The 14,198-nt window shown below is 64.3% G+C and carries 19 protein-coding genes; 10 read left to right on the top strand and 9 right to left on the bottom strand.

The window, feature by feature from the left end:
- The first annotated feature begins 1 nt into the window (after position 1).
- Positions 2 to 382 carry a tautomerase family protein gene (locus tag RO07_RS20545; RefSeq protein ID WP_039405345.1) on the top strand — a complete coding sequence of 127 codons (381 nt, stop codon included), beginning with the start codon at positions 2 to 4 and terminating at the stop codon, positions 380 to 382.
- Positions 383 to 494: 112 nt separating this feature from the next.
- Here RO07_RS20545 and RO07_RS20540 read toward each other — a convergent pair whose 3' ends face one another.
- Both RO07_RS20540 and RO07_RS20535 read right to left on the bottom strand, forming a co-directional pair.
- Positions 495 to 647, bottom strand: coding sequence for a zinc ribbon-containing protein (locus RO07_RS20540; protein ID WP_072637116.1), 153 nt, complete (start codon positions 645 to 647; stop codon positions 495 to 497).
- A gap of 17 nt (positions 648 to 664) precedes the next feature.
- Entirely contained in the window at positions 665 to 1,135 is a 471-nt protein-coding gene (locus tag RO07_RS20535; protein ID WP_052266756.1) for a CBS domain-containing protein, read from the bottom strand.
- Between the two features lie 231 nt (positions 1,136 to 1,366).
- On the opposite strand from RO07_RS20535, the gene RO07_RS20530 reads away from it, so the two are divergent.
- On the top strand, positions 1,367 to 1,966 hold the full coding sequence (locus tag RO07_RS20530) for a hypothetical protein (protein ID WP_039405340.1): 600 nt from the start codon (positions 1,367 to 1,369) through the stop codon (positions 1,964 to 1,966).
- A gap of 44 nt (positions 1,967 to 2,010) precedes the next feature.
- On the opposite strand, the gene RO07_RS20525 is transcribed toward RO07_RS20530, so the two are convergent.
- Positions 2,011 to 2,961 (bottom strand): GlxA family transcriptional regulator, encoded by a 951-nt coding sequence (locus tag RO07_RS20525; protein ID WP_039413083.1) that lies wholly within the window; start codon positions 2,959 to 2,961, stop codon positions 2,011 to 2,013.
- A 107-nt stretch (positions 2,962 to 3,068) separates the two neighbouring features.
- On the opposite strand from RO07_RS20525, the gene RO07_RS20520 reads away from it, so the two are divergent.
- Together RO07_RS20520 and RO07_RS20515 are read left to right on the top strand one after the other, a co-directional pair.
- Positions 3,069 to 3,374 carry a DUF3817 domain-containing protein gene (locus RO07_RS20520; RefSeq protein ID WP_039405336.1) on the top strand — a complete coding sequence of 102 codons (306 nt, stop codon included), beginning with the start codon at positions 3,069 to 3,071 and terminating at the stop codon, positions 3,372 to 3,374.
- A complete protein-coding gene (locus RO07_RS20515) occupies positions 3,371 to 3,769 on the top strand; it encodes a CopD family protein (RefSeq protein ID WP_039405334.1) in 399 nt (132 codons plus the stop codon). Before RO07_RS20520 ends, RO07_RS20515 begins: the two co-directional genes overlap by 4 nt.
- Positions 3,770 to 3,883: 114 nt before the next feature.
- Here RO07_RS20515 and RO07_RS20510 read toward each other — a convergent pair whose 3' ends face one another.
- From RO07_RS20510 to RO07_RS20490, 5 genes are all read right to left on the bottom strand, one after another.
- Positions 3,884 to 4,342 (bottom strand): c-type cytochrome, encoded by a 459-nt coding sequence (locus tag RO07_RS20510; RefSeq protein ID WP_084072728.1) that lies wholly within the window; start codon positions 4,340 to 4,342, stop codon positions 3,884 to 3,886.
- Positions 4,343 to 4,537: 195 nt separating this feature from the next.
- Complete coding sequence (locus tag RO07_RS20505) at positions 4,538 to 5,335, bottom strand: transporter substrate-binding domain-containing protein (protein WP_039405332.1); 798 nt, start codon at positions 5,333 to 5,335, stop codon at positions 4,538 to 4,540.
- A 38-nt stretch (positions 5,336 to 5,373) separates the two neighbouring features.
- On the bottom strand, positions 5,374 to 6,102 hold the full coding sequence (locus tag RO07_RS20500; protein ID WP_039405331.1) for an amino acid ABC transporter ATP-binding protein: 729 nt from the start codon (positions 6,100 to 6,102) through the stop codon (positions 5,374 to 5,376).
- Positions 6,086 to 6,739 (bottom strand): amino acid ABC transporter permease, encoded by a 654-nt coding sequence (locus tag RO07_RS20495; RefSeq protein WP_039405328.1) that lies wholly within the window; start codon positions 6,737 to 6,739, stop codon positions 6,086 to 6,088. The genes RO07_RS20500 and RO07_RS20495 overlap by 17 nt, the downstream gene beginning before the upstream one ends.
- Positions 6,736 to 7,524 carry an amino acid ABC transporter permease gene (locus tag RO07_RS20490; protein WP_052266755.1) on the bottom strand — a complete coding sequence of 263 codons (789 nt, stop codon included), beginning with the start codon at positions 7,522 to 7,524 and terminating at the stop codon, positions 6,736 to 6,738. Before RO07_RS20490 ends, RO07_RS20495 begins: the two co-directional genes overlap by 4 nt.
- Before the next feature lie 605 nt (positions 7,525 to 8,129).
- Between RO07_RS20490 and RO07_RS20480 the strand changes: the two genes are divergently transcribed.
- The 6 genes from RO07_RS20480 to ubiA all read left to right on the top strand — a co-directional run bounded on the left by RO07_RS20480 (position 8,130) and on the right by ubiA (position 13,193).
- The gene (locus tag RO07_RS20480; RefSeq protein WP_039405327.1) at positions 8,130 to 8,591 is read left to right on the top strand and encodes an Lrp/AsnC family transcriptional regulator; all 462 of its coding nucleotides are present in this window, start codon (positions 8,130 to 8,132) and stop codon (positions 8,589 to 8,591) included.
- 195 nt (positions 8,592 to 8,786) lie between these two features.
- A complete protein-coding gene (locus RO07_RS20475; RefSeq protein ID WP_039405325.1) occupies positions 8,787 to 9,395 on the top strand; it encodes an iron transporter in 609 nt (202 codons plus the stop codon).
- A gap of 66 nt (positions 9,396 to 9,461) precedes the next feature.
- The gene (locus RO07_RS20470) at positions 9,462 to 9,818 is read left to right on the top strand and encodes a cupredoxin domain-containing protein (RefSeq protein WP_072637113.1); all 357 of its coding nucleotides are present in this window, start codon (positions 9,462 to 9,464) and stop codon (positions 9,816 to 9,818) included.
- A gap of 58 nt (positions 9,819 to 9,876) precedes the next feature.
- Positions 9,877 to 10,713 carry an FTR1 family iron permease gene (locus tag RO07_RS20465; protein WP_039405323.1) on the top strand — a complete coding sequence of 279 codons (837 nt, stop codon included), beginning with the start codon at positions 9,877 to 9,879 and terminating at the stop codon, positions 10,711 to 10,713.
- Positions 10,714 to 10,837: 124 nt separating this feature from the next.
- Complete coding sequence (locus RO07_RS20460) at positions 10,838 to 12,232, top strand: 4Fe-4S binding protein (RefSeq protein ID WP_115089054.1); 1,395 nt, start codon at positions 10,838 to 10,840, stop codon at positions 12,230 to 12,232.
- Between the two features lie 88 nt (positions 12,233 to 12,320).
- Positions 12,321 to 13,193 carry a 4-hydroxybenzoate octaprenyltransferase gene (ubiA, locus tag RO07_RS20455; protein WP_039405321.1) on the top strand — a complete coding sequence of 291 codons (873 nt, stop codon included), beginning with the start codon at positions 12,321 to 12,323 and terminating at the stop codon, positions 13,191 to 13,193.
- 179 nt (positions 13,194 to 13,372) lie between these two features.
- On the opposite strand, the gene proC is transcribed toward ubiA, so the two are convergent.
- Positions 13,373 to 14,197 carry a pyrroline-5-carboxylate reductase gene (gene proC, locus RO07_RS20450; RefSeq protein ID WP_039405318.1) on the bottom strand — a complete coding sequence of 275 codons (825 nt, stop codon included), beginning with the start codon at positions 14,195 to 14,197 and terminating at the stop codon, positions 13,373 to 13,375.
- Between the last annotated feature and the right edge of the window lies 1 nt (position 14,198).

Genomic DNA, 14,198 nt, shown 5'->3' with positions numbered 1-14,198 from the left:
CATGCCTTTGGCCCACATCTCGTTGCGTACCGGCAAGACGGAAGCCTACCGTCAAGGGATCTTCGACAGCCTCTATCGCGCGCTGCGCGAAACGTTCAGTGTCCCCGAGGACGACCAGTTCATGACCATCACGGAACACGACGCCGCAAACTTCCGCTACGGCGCGTCCTATTTCGGTATCGCGCGTAGTGAGGACGTTATCTTCATTCAGATTTCAGCGTCCGACACCCGCACCTTCGAGCAGAAGAAGGCCCTGTTCAGACGAACCGTGGAACTGCTCGGCGAAAATCCCGGGGTGCGGCCGGAGGACGTGCTCATCAACCTCATCGAGGTCAGAAAGGAGAACTGGTCGCTCGGCAACGGACTGGCTCAATACGCCTGAGCGCGTCCGGTTGGCGGCATGCCCGAGCCACCGGTGTCGGCTGCGGCTTACGCAATGGAGCGCTGTTGCCGCGGGCAGGGCAACGGCGCGTACGCGGACGGCCCGGGCAGCGTCATGGTTCGTTGCGTCGCGTATCGAACGCCGCGTGGCCGCAATGGGGGCAGCGGGGAATCGTGTGCCCCTTCGTCACGTGTGTTGTGCGATGGCAGTGCGCGCAGCGGAAGTCTCCCGTTTTCTCGGCTTTTTCACCGGCTTTGGCGGACATGACGATCCATCCTCACGTCAGCGGTTCGGCGCTGACGGGACTGACACTTCGGCGACTATCCTGCCGCACGTGGCTTCGTCGGCGACCTTGGTCGCGATATCGCCCATCGATACCATGCCGACCAACTTCTTGTTGTCGTCGACGACCGGCATGCGGCGGATCTGCTCGCGGCACATGGTGTCGCAGGCGTCCTCGACGGTGTCGTCCTCACGGCACCATTGCGCGCCGTCCGACATGGCGTCGCCGACCTTGGAATTGGCGCGCTTGCCGGAAGCCACGCACCGGACCGAAATGTCGCGGTCGGTGATCATGCCTTCCAGGTGGCCGTCCGCACATACCGGCAACGCACCGATGTTCAGATCCGCCATCAGTTTCGCGGCGTGTTGAATCGTGTCCTCGCGGCGGACGAATGCCGGATCGCGAGTCATCACGTCGCGCAGGAACTGTCCTGACGGTGAACGCGATTGTTGCGATGGGTGTGTCTGCATGGTGGATTCCTCCGAAAGGGGGCGTCACTGGCGGGCAGTGAGACCGGATAGAGAGGCGCTCGGCGAAGAGACTTCGCCACGCGTTCCACACCGCCGCATATTGTGTGCCATCATCAAACGCTTCCGGACCGTCGCGTTCCTCGGAAACGCCGGGCGGAATTTGCACACCGTTGCACATTTCGCCCGGAGGGTGCGCCGGGTCATCTACATACGAGTCGTCAGGAGGAAGACATGGCGTCCCATCGCGCCGTCGGTCGCGCAGTTCTGGCTTTGGCTTGTGCAGTCCTGTCGCCATGGGCGTCGAGCGCCCCGGCGTCATCGCAAGCGTCTGCGGCGCCCGCGGCGGCCGTGGCATTCCGTGGCGTCGAGTACGAGCATCGATGGTCGAAAGACGGTCAGAACGAATTCACGCCGAAGGGGCAGACCGATCTGGCCTCGTGGACCGACATGGTCACCGTCAACGTCCACGACGGGGTCTCGACCGGCGAGCAACTGGCCGAGGTGGCAAACAAGGTGCTGAGCAACTACCAGCGCAGTGGCAAGATCCTGCGTACCGATTCGAAGGCGCGAACCGCCGACAGTCCGGCGGAGCATCTCGTCGTTGCGGTGCTGGGCGCACAGACATTCCTGGAAGTCGCGTTCGCCCGTTTCCTGTTGCTCGACGGCACGGGCGTCGTCGTGGTGTATTCGCATCGGGTCTACGGAAAACCGGCTGGACCCGCCATGAGCGAGTGGTTGAGTGCCAACGGCCCGCAAGTGGAAAAGGACCTGATGGCGTGGAAGGCCATTCCCGCGCCTGCGGCGCTAAAGCGGCTTCCTCAGAGCAGATAGCAAGTGACGGTCTTCCGCGATTGCCGCGCCGACGAACGCTGCGCCTAAGCGCGGCGGAGCGTCGATGCGAAACTCTTGCGGTACTGGACCGGTGACGTCCCGGCGATACGGCGGAAGTGCTCGCGCAACGACGTTGCCGATCCGAAGCCGACTTCGTGCGCAACTGCCTCGATCGACAGATCCGTCGTCTCCAACAACTCCTGAGCGCGCCGCACGCGCGCCGCAAGCACCCACTGAAGCGGTGGCATTCCCGTTTCGGCGACGAACCGCCGGCTCAGCGTCCGTGTGCTGGTATGGGCGTGACGCGCGATGGCGTCGAGCGTTAGCGGTGCCTTCAACTGCCGTCGAATCCACTCGAGAAGCGGCTGCAAGGACGGCGGCGGCATGGGCGTGTCGTGACGAATGAACTGTGCCTGCCCGCCATCTCGCGCGAGCGGCACTACCGCAAGGCGGGCGGCATCGGCCGCCGCCGCCGCTCCGTAGTCGCGGCGCACGAGGTGCAGGCACAAGTCGATTCCCGCCGCCGCACCCGCCGACGTCAGCACGTCCCCCTCGTCGACAAACAACACGGCGGGGTCGACCTCGATCGCCGGGTAGCGCCGCACCAACTCCGCCGCCGCCAGCCAGTGTGTCGTGGCTCGTCTGCCGTCGAGCAGGCCGGCAGCGGCAAGCACGAACGCTCCGGAACATATCGAGGCCAACCTCGCGCCACGCGCTGCCGCATCGCGCAACGTCGTCAGCACTTTCGGGGAGACCGGCGCGTCGAGATCGATGATGCCAGGCACGACGATCGTGTCCGCCTGCGCAAGGCAGTCCAGCCCGTGCTCGATTTCGGCACGGAAGAATTCGTTTTCGACGCGTCGCGTCTCGGCGCACAGCGACACCCGATAGGGTCGACCGACGCCCGGCGCCTCGACCCGCGAAAAAATCTCACCGGGGATCGTCATGTCGAAAGCGACGAAGCCGGGGAGCAGAAGCACCGCAACCGTATGCATGAAATTGATTGGCTGAAATCCGTTGAACGATGGCATTTTAGCCAATGGCGCATTTCGCCGTCCGACCGGACAATGAGACTCGATCTTCCGATGAGCGCATCGTCTCCATGGACACCGATACGAATTCCCTGCGAAATCTCCGCCTCATGGCGGCTGTCGAGGCGACGACCCTCGTGTTGCTGGTCTGCATCGCCGTGCCGCTCAAGCATCTGGGCGGAATGCCCGTCGCCGTCAAATGGCTGGGGCCGGTGCACGGCGTCGCCTTTGTCGCCTATCTCTGGATGGTGTTCGGCGTGGCGGCGAGCGGGGGATGGAAGCGCTCGGAAGTTGTCCGGCTCGTAATCTCCGCGATGATTCCGTTCTGCGGCTTCACCAGCGTCGTGTGGCTCGGTCGCAAGCAGGCAGCCCAATGATCTACCTCGCGATCAAGGCGCTGCATATTGCGTCGGTGATGACCTTCGTGGCCGGGGCGATGATGCTCGCCTGGTGTGTGACGGTGGACAATCTCGTGCTCCTGCGCGCCGCTCGTCGCTGGGATCAGCGAGTGACCACGCCGGCGCTCGCGCTCGTATGGATCACGGGGCCGGCGATCGCGGTCGCGGGGCACTGGTTCGGCGCCGTCTGGCTGATGGTCAAGCTGGTGCTGGTGGTGGGGCTGTCGGCGCTGCACGGCGTATTGGCCGGCACGCTGCGGCGCATGGAACGCGGGGGCGATACGCCTCGCGCGCCGGTCTTGCGGTACGCCGCACCCGCTGCAATCGCCACGGCGCTGGCGATCGTCGTTCTGGCCGTGTTGAAGCCCGTTTAGCAATCCGGCGCCGTTATTGTTTTCTCCACCGTATATCGCGCTGTATTGAGCCCATTGCGCGGGCGGCGCGCTTGCTAAGAATGCGTCAGGCGGCCGGACGACGCATTCGTCGCGTCACTTGAACGTATGCAGATAGGCGATGAGGTCGGCGACCTTGCGTTCGTTGCCAATGCCCCAGAAGCGCATCTTGGTGCCGGGCACTATCTTGCCGGGGTTGGCGATGAAGGCGGCGAGGGTCTTGTCGTCCCAGACGATGCCCGATTGCTTCATCGCTTTCGAATACTCGAAGTCGGTCAGGCTGCCAGCGTGGCGATTCGCGATGCCGTTGAGCTGCGGCCCAAAGCCCGATGCCGCCATCGGGCCGACCGAGTGGCACGACGCGCAGCGCGATGCGAACAGCGTCTTGCCCGCTTCGATGTCGCCGGCAGCGGTTGCCGGTGCGACGAATGCCGTCAGTGCAAGCGCCAGTGTGCCGAGTGCGGCATGGCGGGAGCGAGCGATGCGATTGCTTCGCGCGACGAGAGGTGCGTGGTCAGGCAATAAGGTCGAATCGGCGCAGGGCAGGGAAGTCATCGGATGGCGTGATGCAGACGAGTCTTTCGACAGCAAGCCGCTAACTTACCCCTTTCCGGAAAGTCAGGCCAGCGATTCCGATGCGCCAACCTGCGACACCATGTCGCGGTTTGCAAGGCTTACCGTTGCGTTCCAATGACCGCCGGCCCGCGCCGCGAAGCACGCGCGCGAGCCGGCTCGAAGCGCGTTCGAGACTTACGCAGCGGCCTTCGTCACGCTCTCGGGCAGATCGCGTCCGTGGTATTTCTTGTAGATGGCATTGAGCTTGCCGTTCTTGAGATTGGCCTTCACCCAGTTGTTGATCCAGTCCTTGAGCGCGGGCTGGTTCTTGTTCAGCGCGATGCCCAGGTCGAACTCCTTCTGCGCGAATTTCAACTCGAGGTTCTTGTCCGGCGCGCGCTTCTGCATCTCGCCCAGGTTCGACGGCGTGCTCGAGAAGATATCCACCTGGCCGGTCACCATCGACGTGATCAGCGTGGCGTCGTCCTCATAGCGCACGATCTGCGCACCCTTGGCGTTCTGCGTGGTCAGCGTGTCGTTGACGGTCGCGCGCGTGAGGCCGATGCGCTTGCCGTTCAGATCTTCGTAACCCTTGATGGCGATGCTCTTGGGCCCGCCCACGATGATCGAGATGACGGCGTACGGCACCGAGAAGTCGACCACCTGCGCACGCTCGGGCGTGATCGACAAGTCGGCGACCACGATGTCGGCGCGATTGGCCTGCAGCGTGGGCACGCGCGCGGCGTTGGTGACGGACACGATGTCGAGCTTCACCCCCAGATCCTTCGCCAGCAACTCGGCCGTCTCCACGTCCGAGCCGACGGGCTTCAGATTGGCGTCGGCATACGAGTACAGCGGCGTGCCCATCGCGATGGCCACGCGAATCTTGCCCGCCTTCCTGATGTCGTCGAGCTGATCGGCCAGCGCCGTGTGCGCCATCGCGCCGAGCAGAACGGCGGCGCAGGCCTGCGTGAAGAGCGTCTTGAGTTTCATGCGGTGGTCTCCTTGTGATGTCTGTCGAGGTGGCGTGCTTACAGCCCGTTCGCGAGGAACGCGCGCAGTTCGGGCGTTTGCGGGTTGTCGAGCATTTCGCCCGGACCGACTTCCCACACCTTGCCCTGATGCATGTAGATGATCTGATCGGCCACGCGCTTGGCAAACGCCATTTCGTGCGTGACGAGCAGCATCGTCATGCCGTCGGCGGCGAGGTCTTCCATCACGCGCAGGACTTCGCCGGTGAGTTGCGGATCGAGCGCGGACGTCACCTCGTCGAACAGCATGACCTTCGGCGACATGGCGAGCGAGCGCGCAATCGCCACGCGCTGCTGCTGACCGCCCGAGAGCTGTTCCGGGTAGCTGTCGGCCTTGTCCGAGAGTCCCACCTGTGCAAGCACTCGCTTGGCGACGTCCTCCGCTTCGCCGCGCGGCATGCGCTTGACGTGACGCAGCGCTAGCATGATGTTTTCGCGCACGCTCAGGTGTGGAAACAGGTTGTAGCTCTGGAAGACGATGCCCACTTCGCGTCGCAGTTGATGCAAGTCGACATGCGGATCTTCCACGCGAATGCCGCACACTTCGATGGAGCCGTCGTCGATGGTCTCCAGGCGGTCGATGCAGCGCAGTGCGGTGCTCTTGCCCGAGCCGCTCGCGCCGATGATCGCCACCATCTTGCCGCGCTCCACTTCGAACGACACGCCCTTGAGCACGGGGTTGTCGCCGAAGCGCTTGTGAATCTGACTGACCTTAACGATTGCCGACATTGAGCCTGTCCTCGAGTAGCGAGCTCCAGCGCGAGAGCGGGTAGCACAGCAGGAAATAGAACACCCCCACCAGCGAGAACACGAGGAAGGGCTGGAATATCGAGTTGTTGATGATCTGTCCCGCGCGGGTGAGCTCCACGAAGCCGATCACCGACGCGAGCGACGTCATCTTGATGATCTGCACCAGAAAACCGATGGTCGGCGGCAGCGACAGGCGCACCGCCTGCGGGATGATCACGAGCCGCAGCGTCTGCCAGCGCGAGAACGACAGGCATTCCGCCGCCTCCCATTGCGCGCGCGGCATGGCTTCCACGCAGCCGCGCCAGATGTCGCCGAGGTAGGCGCTCGTGTAGACCATCAGCGCGAGGGCGGCGGCCACGATGGCGGGCAACTCGAAGCCGTAGACCGACAGGCCGAAGTAGACGATGAACAGCAGGATCAGCAGCGGAATGCCCTGAATCGCCTCGATGAATACCTGTGCCGGCAGACGCAGCCAGCGGCGCGGCGAGATGCGCGCGAGCATCACCAGGAAGCCGCCCGCGCTGCCGAGAACGAAGGCGATGAGCGAGAGCACCAGCGTCCAGCCGATGGACAGCACCAGATAGCCGAAATAGGTCCAGGTAAAGTTGCCGATCATGACGCGCTCCGTTGCGCAGGGTTGGTTCCCGAGGCGTCGGGGCCGGCTTGCGCCGCGGCGCGCGAGGCAGCGGCGCGTCGGCGTGCTGCCTGCGCGGTTTGCGCTGCCGCGCGTCGCACGGTGCGGCGGCGTTTGAAGAAGTACTCGCCCGCGGCCCAAGCCACGAGCTTCACGAGCAGCGAAAGCACGAGGTACAGCGCCGCGACCACGATGTACGTCTCGAGCGAACGGAAGGTGTCCGACTGCACCGTGTTGGCCACGGCCGTGAGTTCTTCGGCGGAAATCTGCGAGGCCATGGCCGAGGCCTGCATCATCAGAATGAACTGCGTGGTGAGCGCCGGATAGACCTTCTCGATGGACGGCTGCAGCATCACATGCCACGCGATGCGCCACTTCGACAGGCCGAGACACTCGGCCGCTTCGATCTGCCCGCGCGGCACCGCCTCCAGACCCGCACGAATGATCTCGGCCGCGTATGCGCCGATATTGATCACCATGGCGATGACGGCGGCGGCGAACGTCGGCATGTGCACGCCGATGCTGGCCAGCCCGAAGTACAACAGGAAAATCTGCACGAGGAACGGTGTGTTGCGCACCGATTCGATGTAGATGCCGCACAGGCGCGAGAGCCAGCGACGGCGGCTGCGCTTGGCGAACGCGACCAGCGTGCCCGCTGCCGTGCCGATGACCACGGCCAGCACGGTCATCTTCAACGTGAGCCACGCACCTTCCAGGAAAACCGGCCAATAAGGCAGCAGCGGGGCGAAATTGAACGAGAAATGCATGGCAAACGCCTGTCTCCGGTGACGTTCGGGGCCGACGCGCCACGCTATACCGCTACGCTCGTGACATCCGCGGCAGCCGTGGAGGGTCTTTCTTGTACGTCGTCATATAAGTGATGTGATTTTGCGCAACGCGAAACGGCGTTGTCAATAGCGCGGCGTTGCGGGGATACCCTTGGCCATGGCATTGACGGAGCAAGGGGTAAGTCGCGGTGGCGGCGCTGCAGCGACCGCCCGGTGCATGCGTGAGAGCGCTTCAACACTCGATTGAGGGGACGTTGCATGACGGCATTGTCATCGTATCTCTTGAAGGCGGATGACAATCGGCTCGAAGCGAGTGTGCGGGCTCTATAATCGCGCATTGCTGCCGACACGCCCGTTATTGCGCGGGCCGCAGGCCACACCTTGCTCCCGCCCGCCGTGACGACCACCATGACGACCACGACTGCACGCATACGCCTTGCCTCGCCCGACGGCCGCCGTAACAGGGGCAGCGGGGCCTTGAACAACGGCCCATCGTATTTCCGCGGCATGCCGCGCACCGGCGCGGCCGTCGGGAGCGCGCCGACGATGCACGCCAGCGACGTCGGCTCTCAAGGCGAAGCGCAATGACGCTGTCCTCCACTTCGCTCGACGAACTCGACCGCAATCTGCTCGCGCTGCTGCGCGTGAACGCGCGCGAGAGCACCGCCAATCTGGCGCGCCGTCTTGGCGTGGCGCGCACGACGGTGCTCGCGCGCCTCGGCCGCCTGGAGCGTGCGGGCGTCATCGCCGGCTACACCGTGCGGCTGGGGCAGGATGCCGCCGGCGGCGGTCTGCAGGCCTGCGTGGGCATCAGCGTGCAACCGCGCTCGGGGCGCGACGTGATGCGACGCCTGAACAAGATGCCGGAAATTCATCTGCTGTGCTCGGTGAGCGGCGAGTTCGATTACGTCGCCTGGCTGCATGCGGCCTCGGCCGATCAACTCGACGCGCTGCTCGACACCATCGGCGAAATCGATGGCGTGACCCGCACGACGACGTCGGTGGTGCTCGCGCGCAAGATCGACCGGGGCGGCGTGCTGCCGTGAGGGTGTCGCGCCACGGTAATTTTTCGTAACCGCGCCCTAAGAATCCGCCAGGCGCCCCGTCCGGGCGGCGCTCGGCCCCAATTCTCCCGCTTTCCCCCATGCCTTCTCGGTTTCAGGCGTTTGTCTGCGTGTGGCGTTGGTGATAAAATTAGTGAGAATTGTTTGCATTAACTTCTTCACCCTACTGGAGTGTGTATGCGCGTGAAATCCCTCGTGGCAGCGGTGCTGCTTGCCGGTGCGGCCACTATGGCGCAGGCCGCCGAGTATCCGATCGGCAAACCGCTGAATGTGGCGGGTATGGAAATCAACTCCGTCTATCTCCAGCCGGTCACGATGGAACCGGCCGGCATGATGCGCGACGCCAAGGCGTCGGACATCCACCTCGAGGCCGACATTCACGCCATTGCCAAGAACCCGAACGGCTACGCCGAAGGCGACTGGATTCCGGGGCTGGAAATCACCTACAAGCTGAAAAAGGTCGACGGCACGAAGGTCATCGAAGGTCTGCTGATGCCGATGGTCGCGACCGACGGCCCGCACTACGGCGACAACGTCAAGCTCGACGGTCCGGGCAAGTACACGCTGACGATGGTCGTGAACGCGCCGGGTACGCTCGCCGAGTTCGGTTGCAAGATGGGCGCGGGCGCGCCGGCAGCGGGCGCTCACGCGGCGCACGGCGGCATGGGCCCGTGGTGCTTCGGTCGCCACGTCGACAAGGAAACGGGCGTGGGCCCGTGGTTCAAGCCGATCACGAAGACGAGCGAATTCGTGTTCGTCGGCGTTGGCAAGAAGGGTGGCTATTAAGTCCCCGGACAACCTTGATGCAGCGTTGACTTGCGGGTCAGCGCTGTTTTCGTTTGGAGCAGAAGGATGAATCAACGCATCGCGCGCCTGCTGGCCACGATGGCGGCTCTCGTGGCGACCTTGTTCGCGCTCGGCGCTCCGTCGCTCGCCCGTGCGGACGAACTGCCCACGTTCAAGCTGGAAATGAACAACGGCAAGTTGAATCCGGCGCGCATCGAGGTGCCGGCCGGCAAGCGCATCAAGATCGAGGTGCACAACACCGGATCGAACGCCGTGGAATTCGAGAGTCTGCAACTGCGCAAGGAAAAGGTGCTCGCACCGGGCGCGCAGTCGTTCGTCGTGATCGCCCCGCTGCAACCGGGCGAGTACAAGTTTTTCGACGATTTCCATCAGCAGGCGCAGGGCGTGATCGTCGCCAAATAGGCCCGCGGAAGTCGTGTCCGTCACACGGTAAGACAAGCAACACAAGAGGAATCGCACGATGGGTCAGGTCATGTTCATCGTCTGGCGCGAAAGCGTCGAGGCATTGCTGGTCGTAGGCATTCTCCACGCCTGGCTGGCCAACCCCGATCACGGGGCCAAACGCGGCCTGCCTTATCTTTGGGCCGGCGTCGCACTGGGCATCGCCGCGGCTGTGGCGCTGGGCGCCGCACTCGTCGGCTTTACCGAAGTGCTCTCGGGCGACGCCCAGGATTACTTCCAGACGGCGATGGTGCTCATCGCCTGCGTGCTCATCGTGCAGATGGTGTTCTGGATGAAGCGCCACGGACGAACGCTCAAGCGCGACATGGAATCGTCGCTGCAGAGGAATCACGATCAGGGCACCTGGTGGGGCGTGCTCGTGCTGGTTGCGCTGGCCATCGCCCGCGAAGGCAGCGAGACGGCCATCTTCCTGTACGGCATCGGCTTCGGCCAGCAGGGCAGCGTGCCGCTCTCGATGTGGATGGCCGTGCTGATCGGTTTCGCGCTCGCGCTCATCACGTTCTGGCTGTTGCAGCTCGGTGGCAAGATCTTCTCGTGGCGCCTGTTCTTCCGCGTCACCGAAATCATGCTGCTGTTCCTGGCCGCAGGCCTGCTCGAATCGGGGCTCGATCGCCTGATCTCGCTGGAGCTCGTGCCTACGCTGGTTGACCAACTATGGGATACTTCCGCGATTCTTGACGACGCCAGCCCGTTCGGCAGTCTGGTGGCAACGCTCACCGGCTACCGCGCGCATCCGGCCGGCATGAATCTGCTGGTGTATGCCGTGTATTGGGTGTTCATCTGGGCGCTGCTCAAGCGAGCGGGCGCACCGGCAAAGCAGGTCAAGCCCGCCTGAGCGGGCAACGCGTGTCGGAGGGGTTTCCGTCCGGCACGTTGAATGGGTTGAACGGACGCGCATTTCCCGGAAATCACGAGATCCGTCTGCCCGGCAAGGCAATCCCCCGACGTACGAGTTGAGCATGAGCATCGCCATACCTGTCCCGAACCGACTGGCCCGCCTGGGCCTCTGGATGCAACGCCACGGCAAGCTGATACGTGGCGTGCAGTGGGTCATCGTGCTCGTGTATGCGTTCCTCATCTGCGTGCCTGTCATGCTGCCGCTTCCCGACGAAACGGCGCACATCCTGAACAACCTCACTGTTTTCGCGCAATTTACGTTCTGGGGCATCTGGTGGCCGTTCGTGCTGCTCAGCATGGTGCTCATGGGGCGCATCTGGTGCGGCGTGCTGTGCCCGGAAGGCACGCTCTCCGAACTGGCGAGCCGCCATGGGCGCGGTCGCGCCATTCCGCGCTGGATGCGTTGGGGCGGCTGGCCTTTCGTGGCTTTTGCCGGCACCACGCTCTACGGGCAGATGGTGAGCGTGTACCAGTACCCGAAGGCCGTGCTGCTGGTGCTGGGCGGCTCGACGGTCGGCGCCATGGTGATCGGCTACTTCTACGGCCGCGACAAGCGCGTGTGGTGCAAGTACCTGTGCCCGGTCAATGGCGTGTTCTCGCTGCTGGCGCGTCTCGCGCCGTTCCACTTCAAGGTCAACGAAGACGCCTGGCGTCAGTCGTATCACACCAACGGTCGCAGGATCATTCCAGTCAACTGCGCGCCGCTCGTGCCGCTGCGCAATATGAAGGGTGGGGCGCAGTGCCACATGTGTGGCCGCTGCGCCGGTCATCGCGACGCCATTTCGCTCGTGAGCCGCTCGCCGAGCGAAGAGATCGTGACGTTCGGCGCGACCGAGAACAACAGCGTCTGGGATAGCGTGCTGGTCATGTACGGCCTGCTCGGCGTGGCCATCGGCGCTTTCCACTGGACGGTCAACCCGTGGTTCGTCGCGACCAAGACCGCGATCGCCACGTGGCTCATCGACCGCAACATCATGTGGCCGTTCGAGACGAACGCGCCGTGGTTCGTCTTCACCAACTATCCCGACCAGAGCGACGTGTTCACGTGGCTCGACGGCGGCATGGTCGTCGCGTACATCCTCGGCAACGGTCTGCTCCTCGGCCTGGCGTTCACGATCATCTTCGCGCTTGCCAACCGTGCGATGGGGCCGTGGCGGACGTCGCGCTTCAACCATCTGGTGCAGTCGCTTATCCCGATTGCCGGCGCCGGCGTATTCATCGGCCTGTCGGCGACCACGATCAGCCTGCTGCGCGCCGAGCACCTGCCGGTGTACTGGGCAAACGACGTGCGCGCCGCGATTCTCGTGGCGACCACGCTCTGGAGCCTTTGGCTGGGTTGGCGTGTGACCGGGCGGCATACGCGCTCGTTCGCACGGCGGCTGGCCGGGATGACCGGCGTGGTGGCCGCGCTGGCCCTCGTCAACTGGCTCTGGCTGTTGATGTTCTGGATCTGGTGACGCGTCGCGACCGGTTCCGGGGCGCGCGATTGGCGAGCCGCCGGCCGGTGGCCTACAATGTCGCCACCAGTCTTCCCGTGTGACGCCCATGTTGCTCGCTCAACGCTTCCCGCTGTATTTCCGCCTCGTTCGTCTCGACAAGCCGATCGGCACGGTGCTGCTGTTGTGGCCGACGCTCTCGGCGCTGTGGATCGCGTCGAACGGGCATCCCGAGCCATGGATGGTGGCGATCTTCACGCTCGGCACCTTCCTGATGCGCTCGGCCGGCTGTGCGATCAACGACTACGCCGACCGCGACTTCGACAAGTTCGTCAAGCGCACGAAGGAGCGCCCGATCACGTCGGGCCGTATCCATGCGTGGGAAGCGGTGGCGGTGGCGGCCACGCTTGCCATCGTGAGCTTCGTGCTGATCCTGCCGCTCAACGCGCTCACCAAGTGGCTGTCGATTCCGGCGCTGTTCGTGGCGGGCACCTATCCGTTCACCAAGCGTTTTCTCGCCATCCCGCAGGCGTATCTGGGCGTGGCGTTCGGTTTCGGCATTCCGATGGCGTTCGCCGCCGTGCAGAACCAGGTGCCGGTGCTCGCGTGGGTGCTGCTGCTCTCGAACGTGTTCTGGTCGGTGGCGTACGACACCGAATATGCGATGGTCGATCGCGACGACGATCTGAAAATCGGCATCAAGACGTCGGCCATCACCTTCGGCCGCTTCGACGTGATTGCGATCATGATCTGCTACGCCGTTGCGCTCGGGATTCAGGCGGGCGTGGGCGTGCTGCTCGGCTTCGGTTGGCCGTTCTGGCTGGGCATGGCGGTGGCCGTGAGCTTCGCGATCTATCACTACTTTCTCATTCGCGGCCGCGAGCGCATGCCTTGCTTCGCTGCGTTCCGCCACAACAACTGGCTCGGCGCCGCGGTCTTCGCGGGGATCGCCGGGCACTACCTGCTCGTTGCACAGAGTTGAGCCTTCGGCGCGCGTGGAAGGCGTGTGCGTGGTGTGCTGACGTGTCGCTGTCGGCGCTTCAGGTGCGCCTGTGTTGCCAAGCGACGAGAGAGAGGCGGCGGACGTTCGAGGGATTGGGAACCGCACCCGCGCCGTGCGTCGCGCGGTTCCCGTGATGGCACGATGGGTGACGCCAGGTGTCAGGCGTCGTTCGGTTTGTCGCCCAGTTCGTCGCCCAGTTCCTTTGCCCGCTTGTTCGCGGCATGCACGCCGCGCACGATCGCGTCCTTGATGGCGTCGCGATCGAACGAACTCAGTGCGGCAAACGTCGTACCGCCCTTGGACGTCACGCGCTCACGCAGCACGCTTACCGGTTCGCTCGACTGGGCGGCCAGTTGCGAGGCCCCCGTGAACGTCGCGATGGCAAGCTGACGCCCTTGCTCGGGCGAGAAGTCCAGCTCTTTGGCCGCCTGCTCCAGCGCTTCGATGAAATAGAACACGTAGGCCGGGCCGCTGCCCGAGATGGCGGTCACCGCGTCGAGCTGGCTCTCCTTCTCCACCCAGACAACCTGACCGGCCGCGCTCAGCACATTCTCCGCGCGCTTGCGCTGATCCGAGTCCACCCCCGAGAGTGCGGCCAGCCCGGTGATACCCATGCCGATGAGCGCCGGCGTGTTCGGCATGCAGCGCACGATCTGGTTGTGTCCGCCGAGCCAGCGTGCCAGGTCCGACGCGCGTATTCCGGCGGCAATGCTGATGACCAACTGTCCGTTCAGATGCGGCTGAAGCGCCTGCGCGACGTCCTTGAGCACCTGCGGTTTGACGGCCAGCACGAGTGTGTCGTAGTCGCGCAGGCGATCGTTCGGTGCACCGGCGGTTTCGACGCCGTATTGCTTGGCGAGGCCCTCACGGGTCGATTCGTTGACGTCGATCGCGAGAATGTCGCGCGGGGCCGTGCCGCGCTTGACGAGTCCGCCGATCAAGGCGTTGGCCATGTTGCCGCCGCCGATGAATGCAATTCTCATA

The organism is Pandoraea pulmonicola (assembly GCF_000815105.2).
GTDB lineage: Bacteria > Pseudomonadota > Gammaproteobacteria > Burkholderiales > Burkholderiaceae > Pandoraea > Pandoraea pulmonicola.
This window is presented reverse-complemented; position numbering and strand designations above follow the sequence as displayed.

What these genes read in the sequence shown, in the direction of transcription:
- RO07_RS20495 (WP_039405328.1), bottom strand. Translation starts at nt 6,739, where the DNA reads ATGATCGGCAACTTTACCTGGACCTATTTCGGCTATCTGGTGCTGTCC.
- RO07_RS20540 (WP_072637116.1), bottom strand. Translation starts at nt 647, where the DNA reads ATGTCCGCCAAAGCCGGTGAAAAAGCCGAGAAAACGGGAGACTTCCGC.
- RO07_RS20545 (WP_039405345.1), top strand. Translation starts at nt 2, where the DNA reads ATGCCTTTGGCCCACATCTCGTTGCGTACCGGCAAGACGGAAGCCTAC.
- RO07_RS20535 (WP_052266756.1), bottom strand. Translation starts at nt 1,135, where the DNA reads ATGCAGACACACCCATCGCAACAATCGCGTTCACCGTCAGGACAGTTC.
- RO07_RS20490 (WP_052266755.1), bottom strand. Translation starts at nt 7,524, where the DNA reads ATGCATTTCTCGTTCAATTTCGCCCCGCTGCTGCCTTATTGGCCGGTT.
- RO07_RS20530 (WP_039405340.1), top strand. Translation starts at nt 1,367, where the DNA reads ATGGCGTCCCATCGCGCCGTCGGTCGCGCAGTTCTGGCTTTGGCTTGT.
- ubiA (WP_039405321.1), top strand. Translation starts at nt 12,321, where the DNA reads ATGTTGCTCGCTCAACGCTTCCCGCTGTATTTCCGCCTCGTTCGTCTC.
- RO07_RS20460 (WP_115089054.1), top strand. Translation starts at nt 10,838, where the DNA reads ATGAGCATCGCCATACCTGTCCCGAACCGACTGGCCCGCCTGGGCCTC.
- RO07_RS20480 (WP_039405327.1), top strand. Translation starts at nt 8,130, where the DNA reads ATGACGCTGTCCTCCACTTCGCTCGACGAACTCGACCGCAATCTGCTC.
- RO07_RS20515 (WP_039405334.1), top strand. Translation starts at nt 3,371, where the DNA reads ATGATCTACCTCGCGATCAAGGCGCTGCATATTGCGTCGGTGATGACC.
- RO07_RS20525 (WP_039413083.1), bottom strand. Translation starts at nt 2,961, where the DNA reads ATGCATACGGTTGCGGTGCTTCTGCTCCCCGGCTTCGTCGCTTTCGAC.
- RO07_RS20510 (WP_084072728.1), bottom strand. Translation starts at nt 4,342, where the DNA reads ATGACTTCCCTGCCCTGCGCCGATTCGACCTTATTGCCTGACCACGCA.
- RO07_RS20520 (WP_039405336.1), top strand. Translation starts at nt 3,069, where the DNA reads ATGGACACCGATACGAATTCCCTGCGAAATCTCCGCCTCATGGCGGCT.
- RO07_RS20500 (WP_039405331.1), bottom strand. Translation starts at nt 6,102, where the DNA reads ATGTCGGCAATCGTTAAGGTCAGTCAGATTCACAAGCGCTTCGGCGAC.
- RO07_RS20505 (WP_039405332.1), bottom strand. Translation starts at nt 5,335, where the DNA reads ATGAAACTCAAGACGCTCTTCACGCAGGCCTGCGCCGCCGTTCTGCTC.
- proC (WP_039405318.1), bottom strand. Translation starts at nt 14,197, where the DNA reads ATGAGAATTGCATTCATCGGCGGCGGCAACATGGCCAACGCCTTGATC.
- RO07_RS20470 (WP_072637113.1), top strand. Translation starts at nt 9,462, where the DNA reads ATGAATCAACGCATCGCGCGCCTGCTGGCCACGATGGCGGCTCTCGTG.
- RO07_RS20475 (WP_039405325.1), top strand. Translation starts at nt 8,787, where the DNA reads ATGCGCGTGAAATCCCTCGTGGCAGCGGTGCTGCTTGCCGGTGCGGCC.
- RO07_RS20465 (WP_039405323.1), top strand. Translation starts at nt 9,877, where the DNA reads ATGGGTCAGGTCATGTTCATCGTCTGGCGCGAAAGCGTCGAGGCATTG.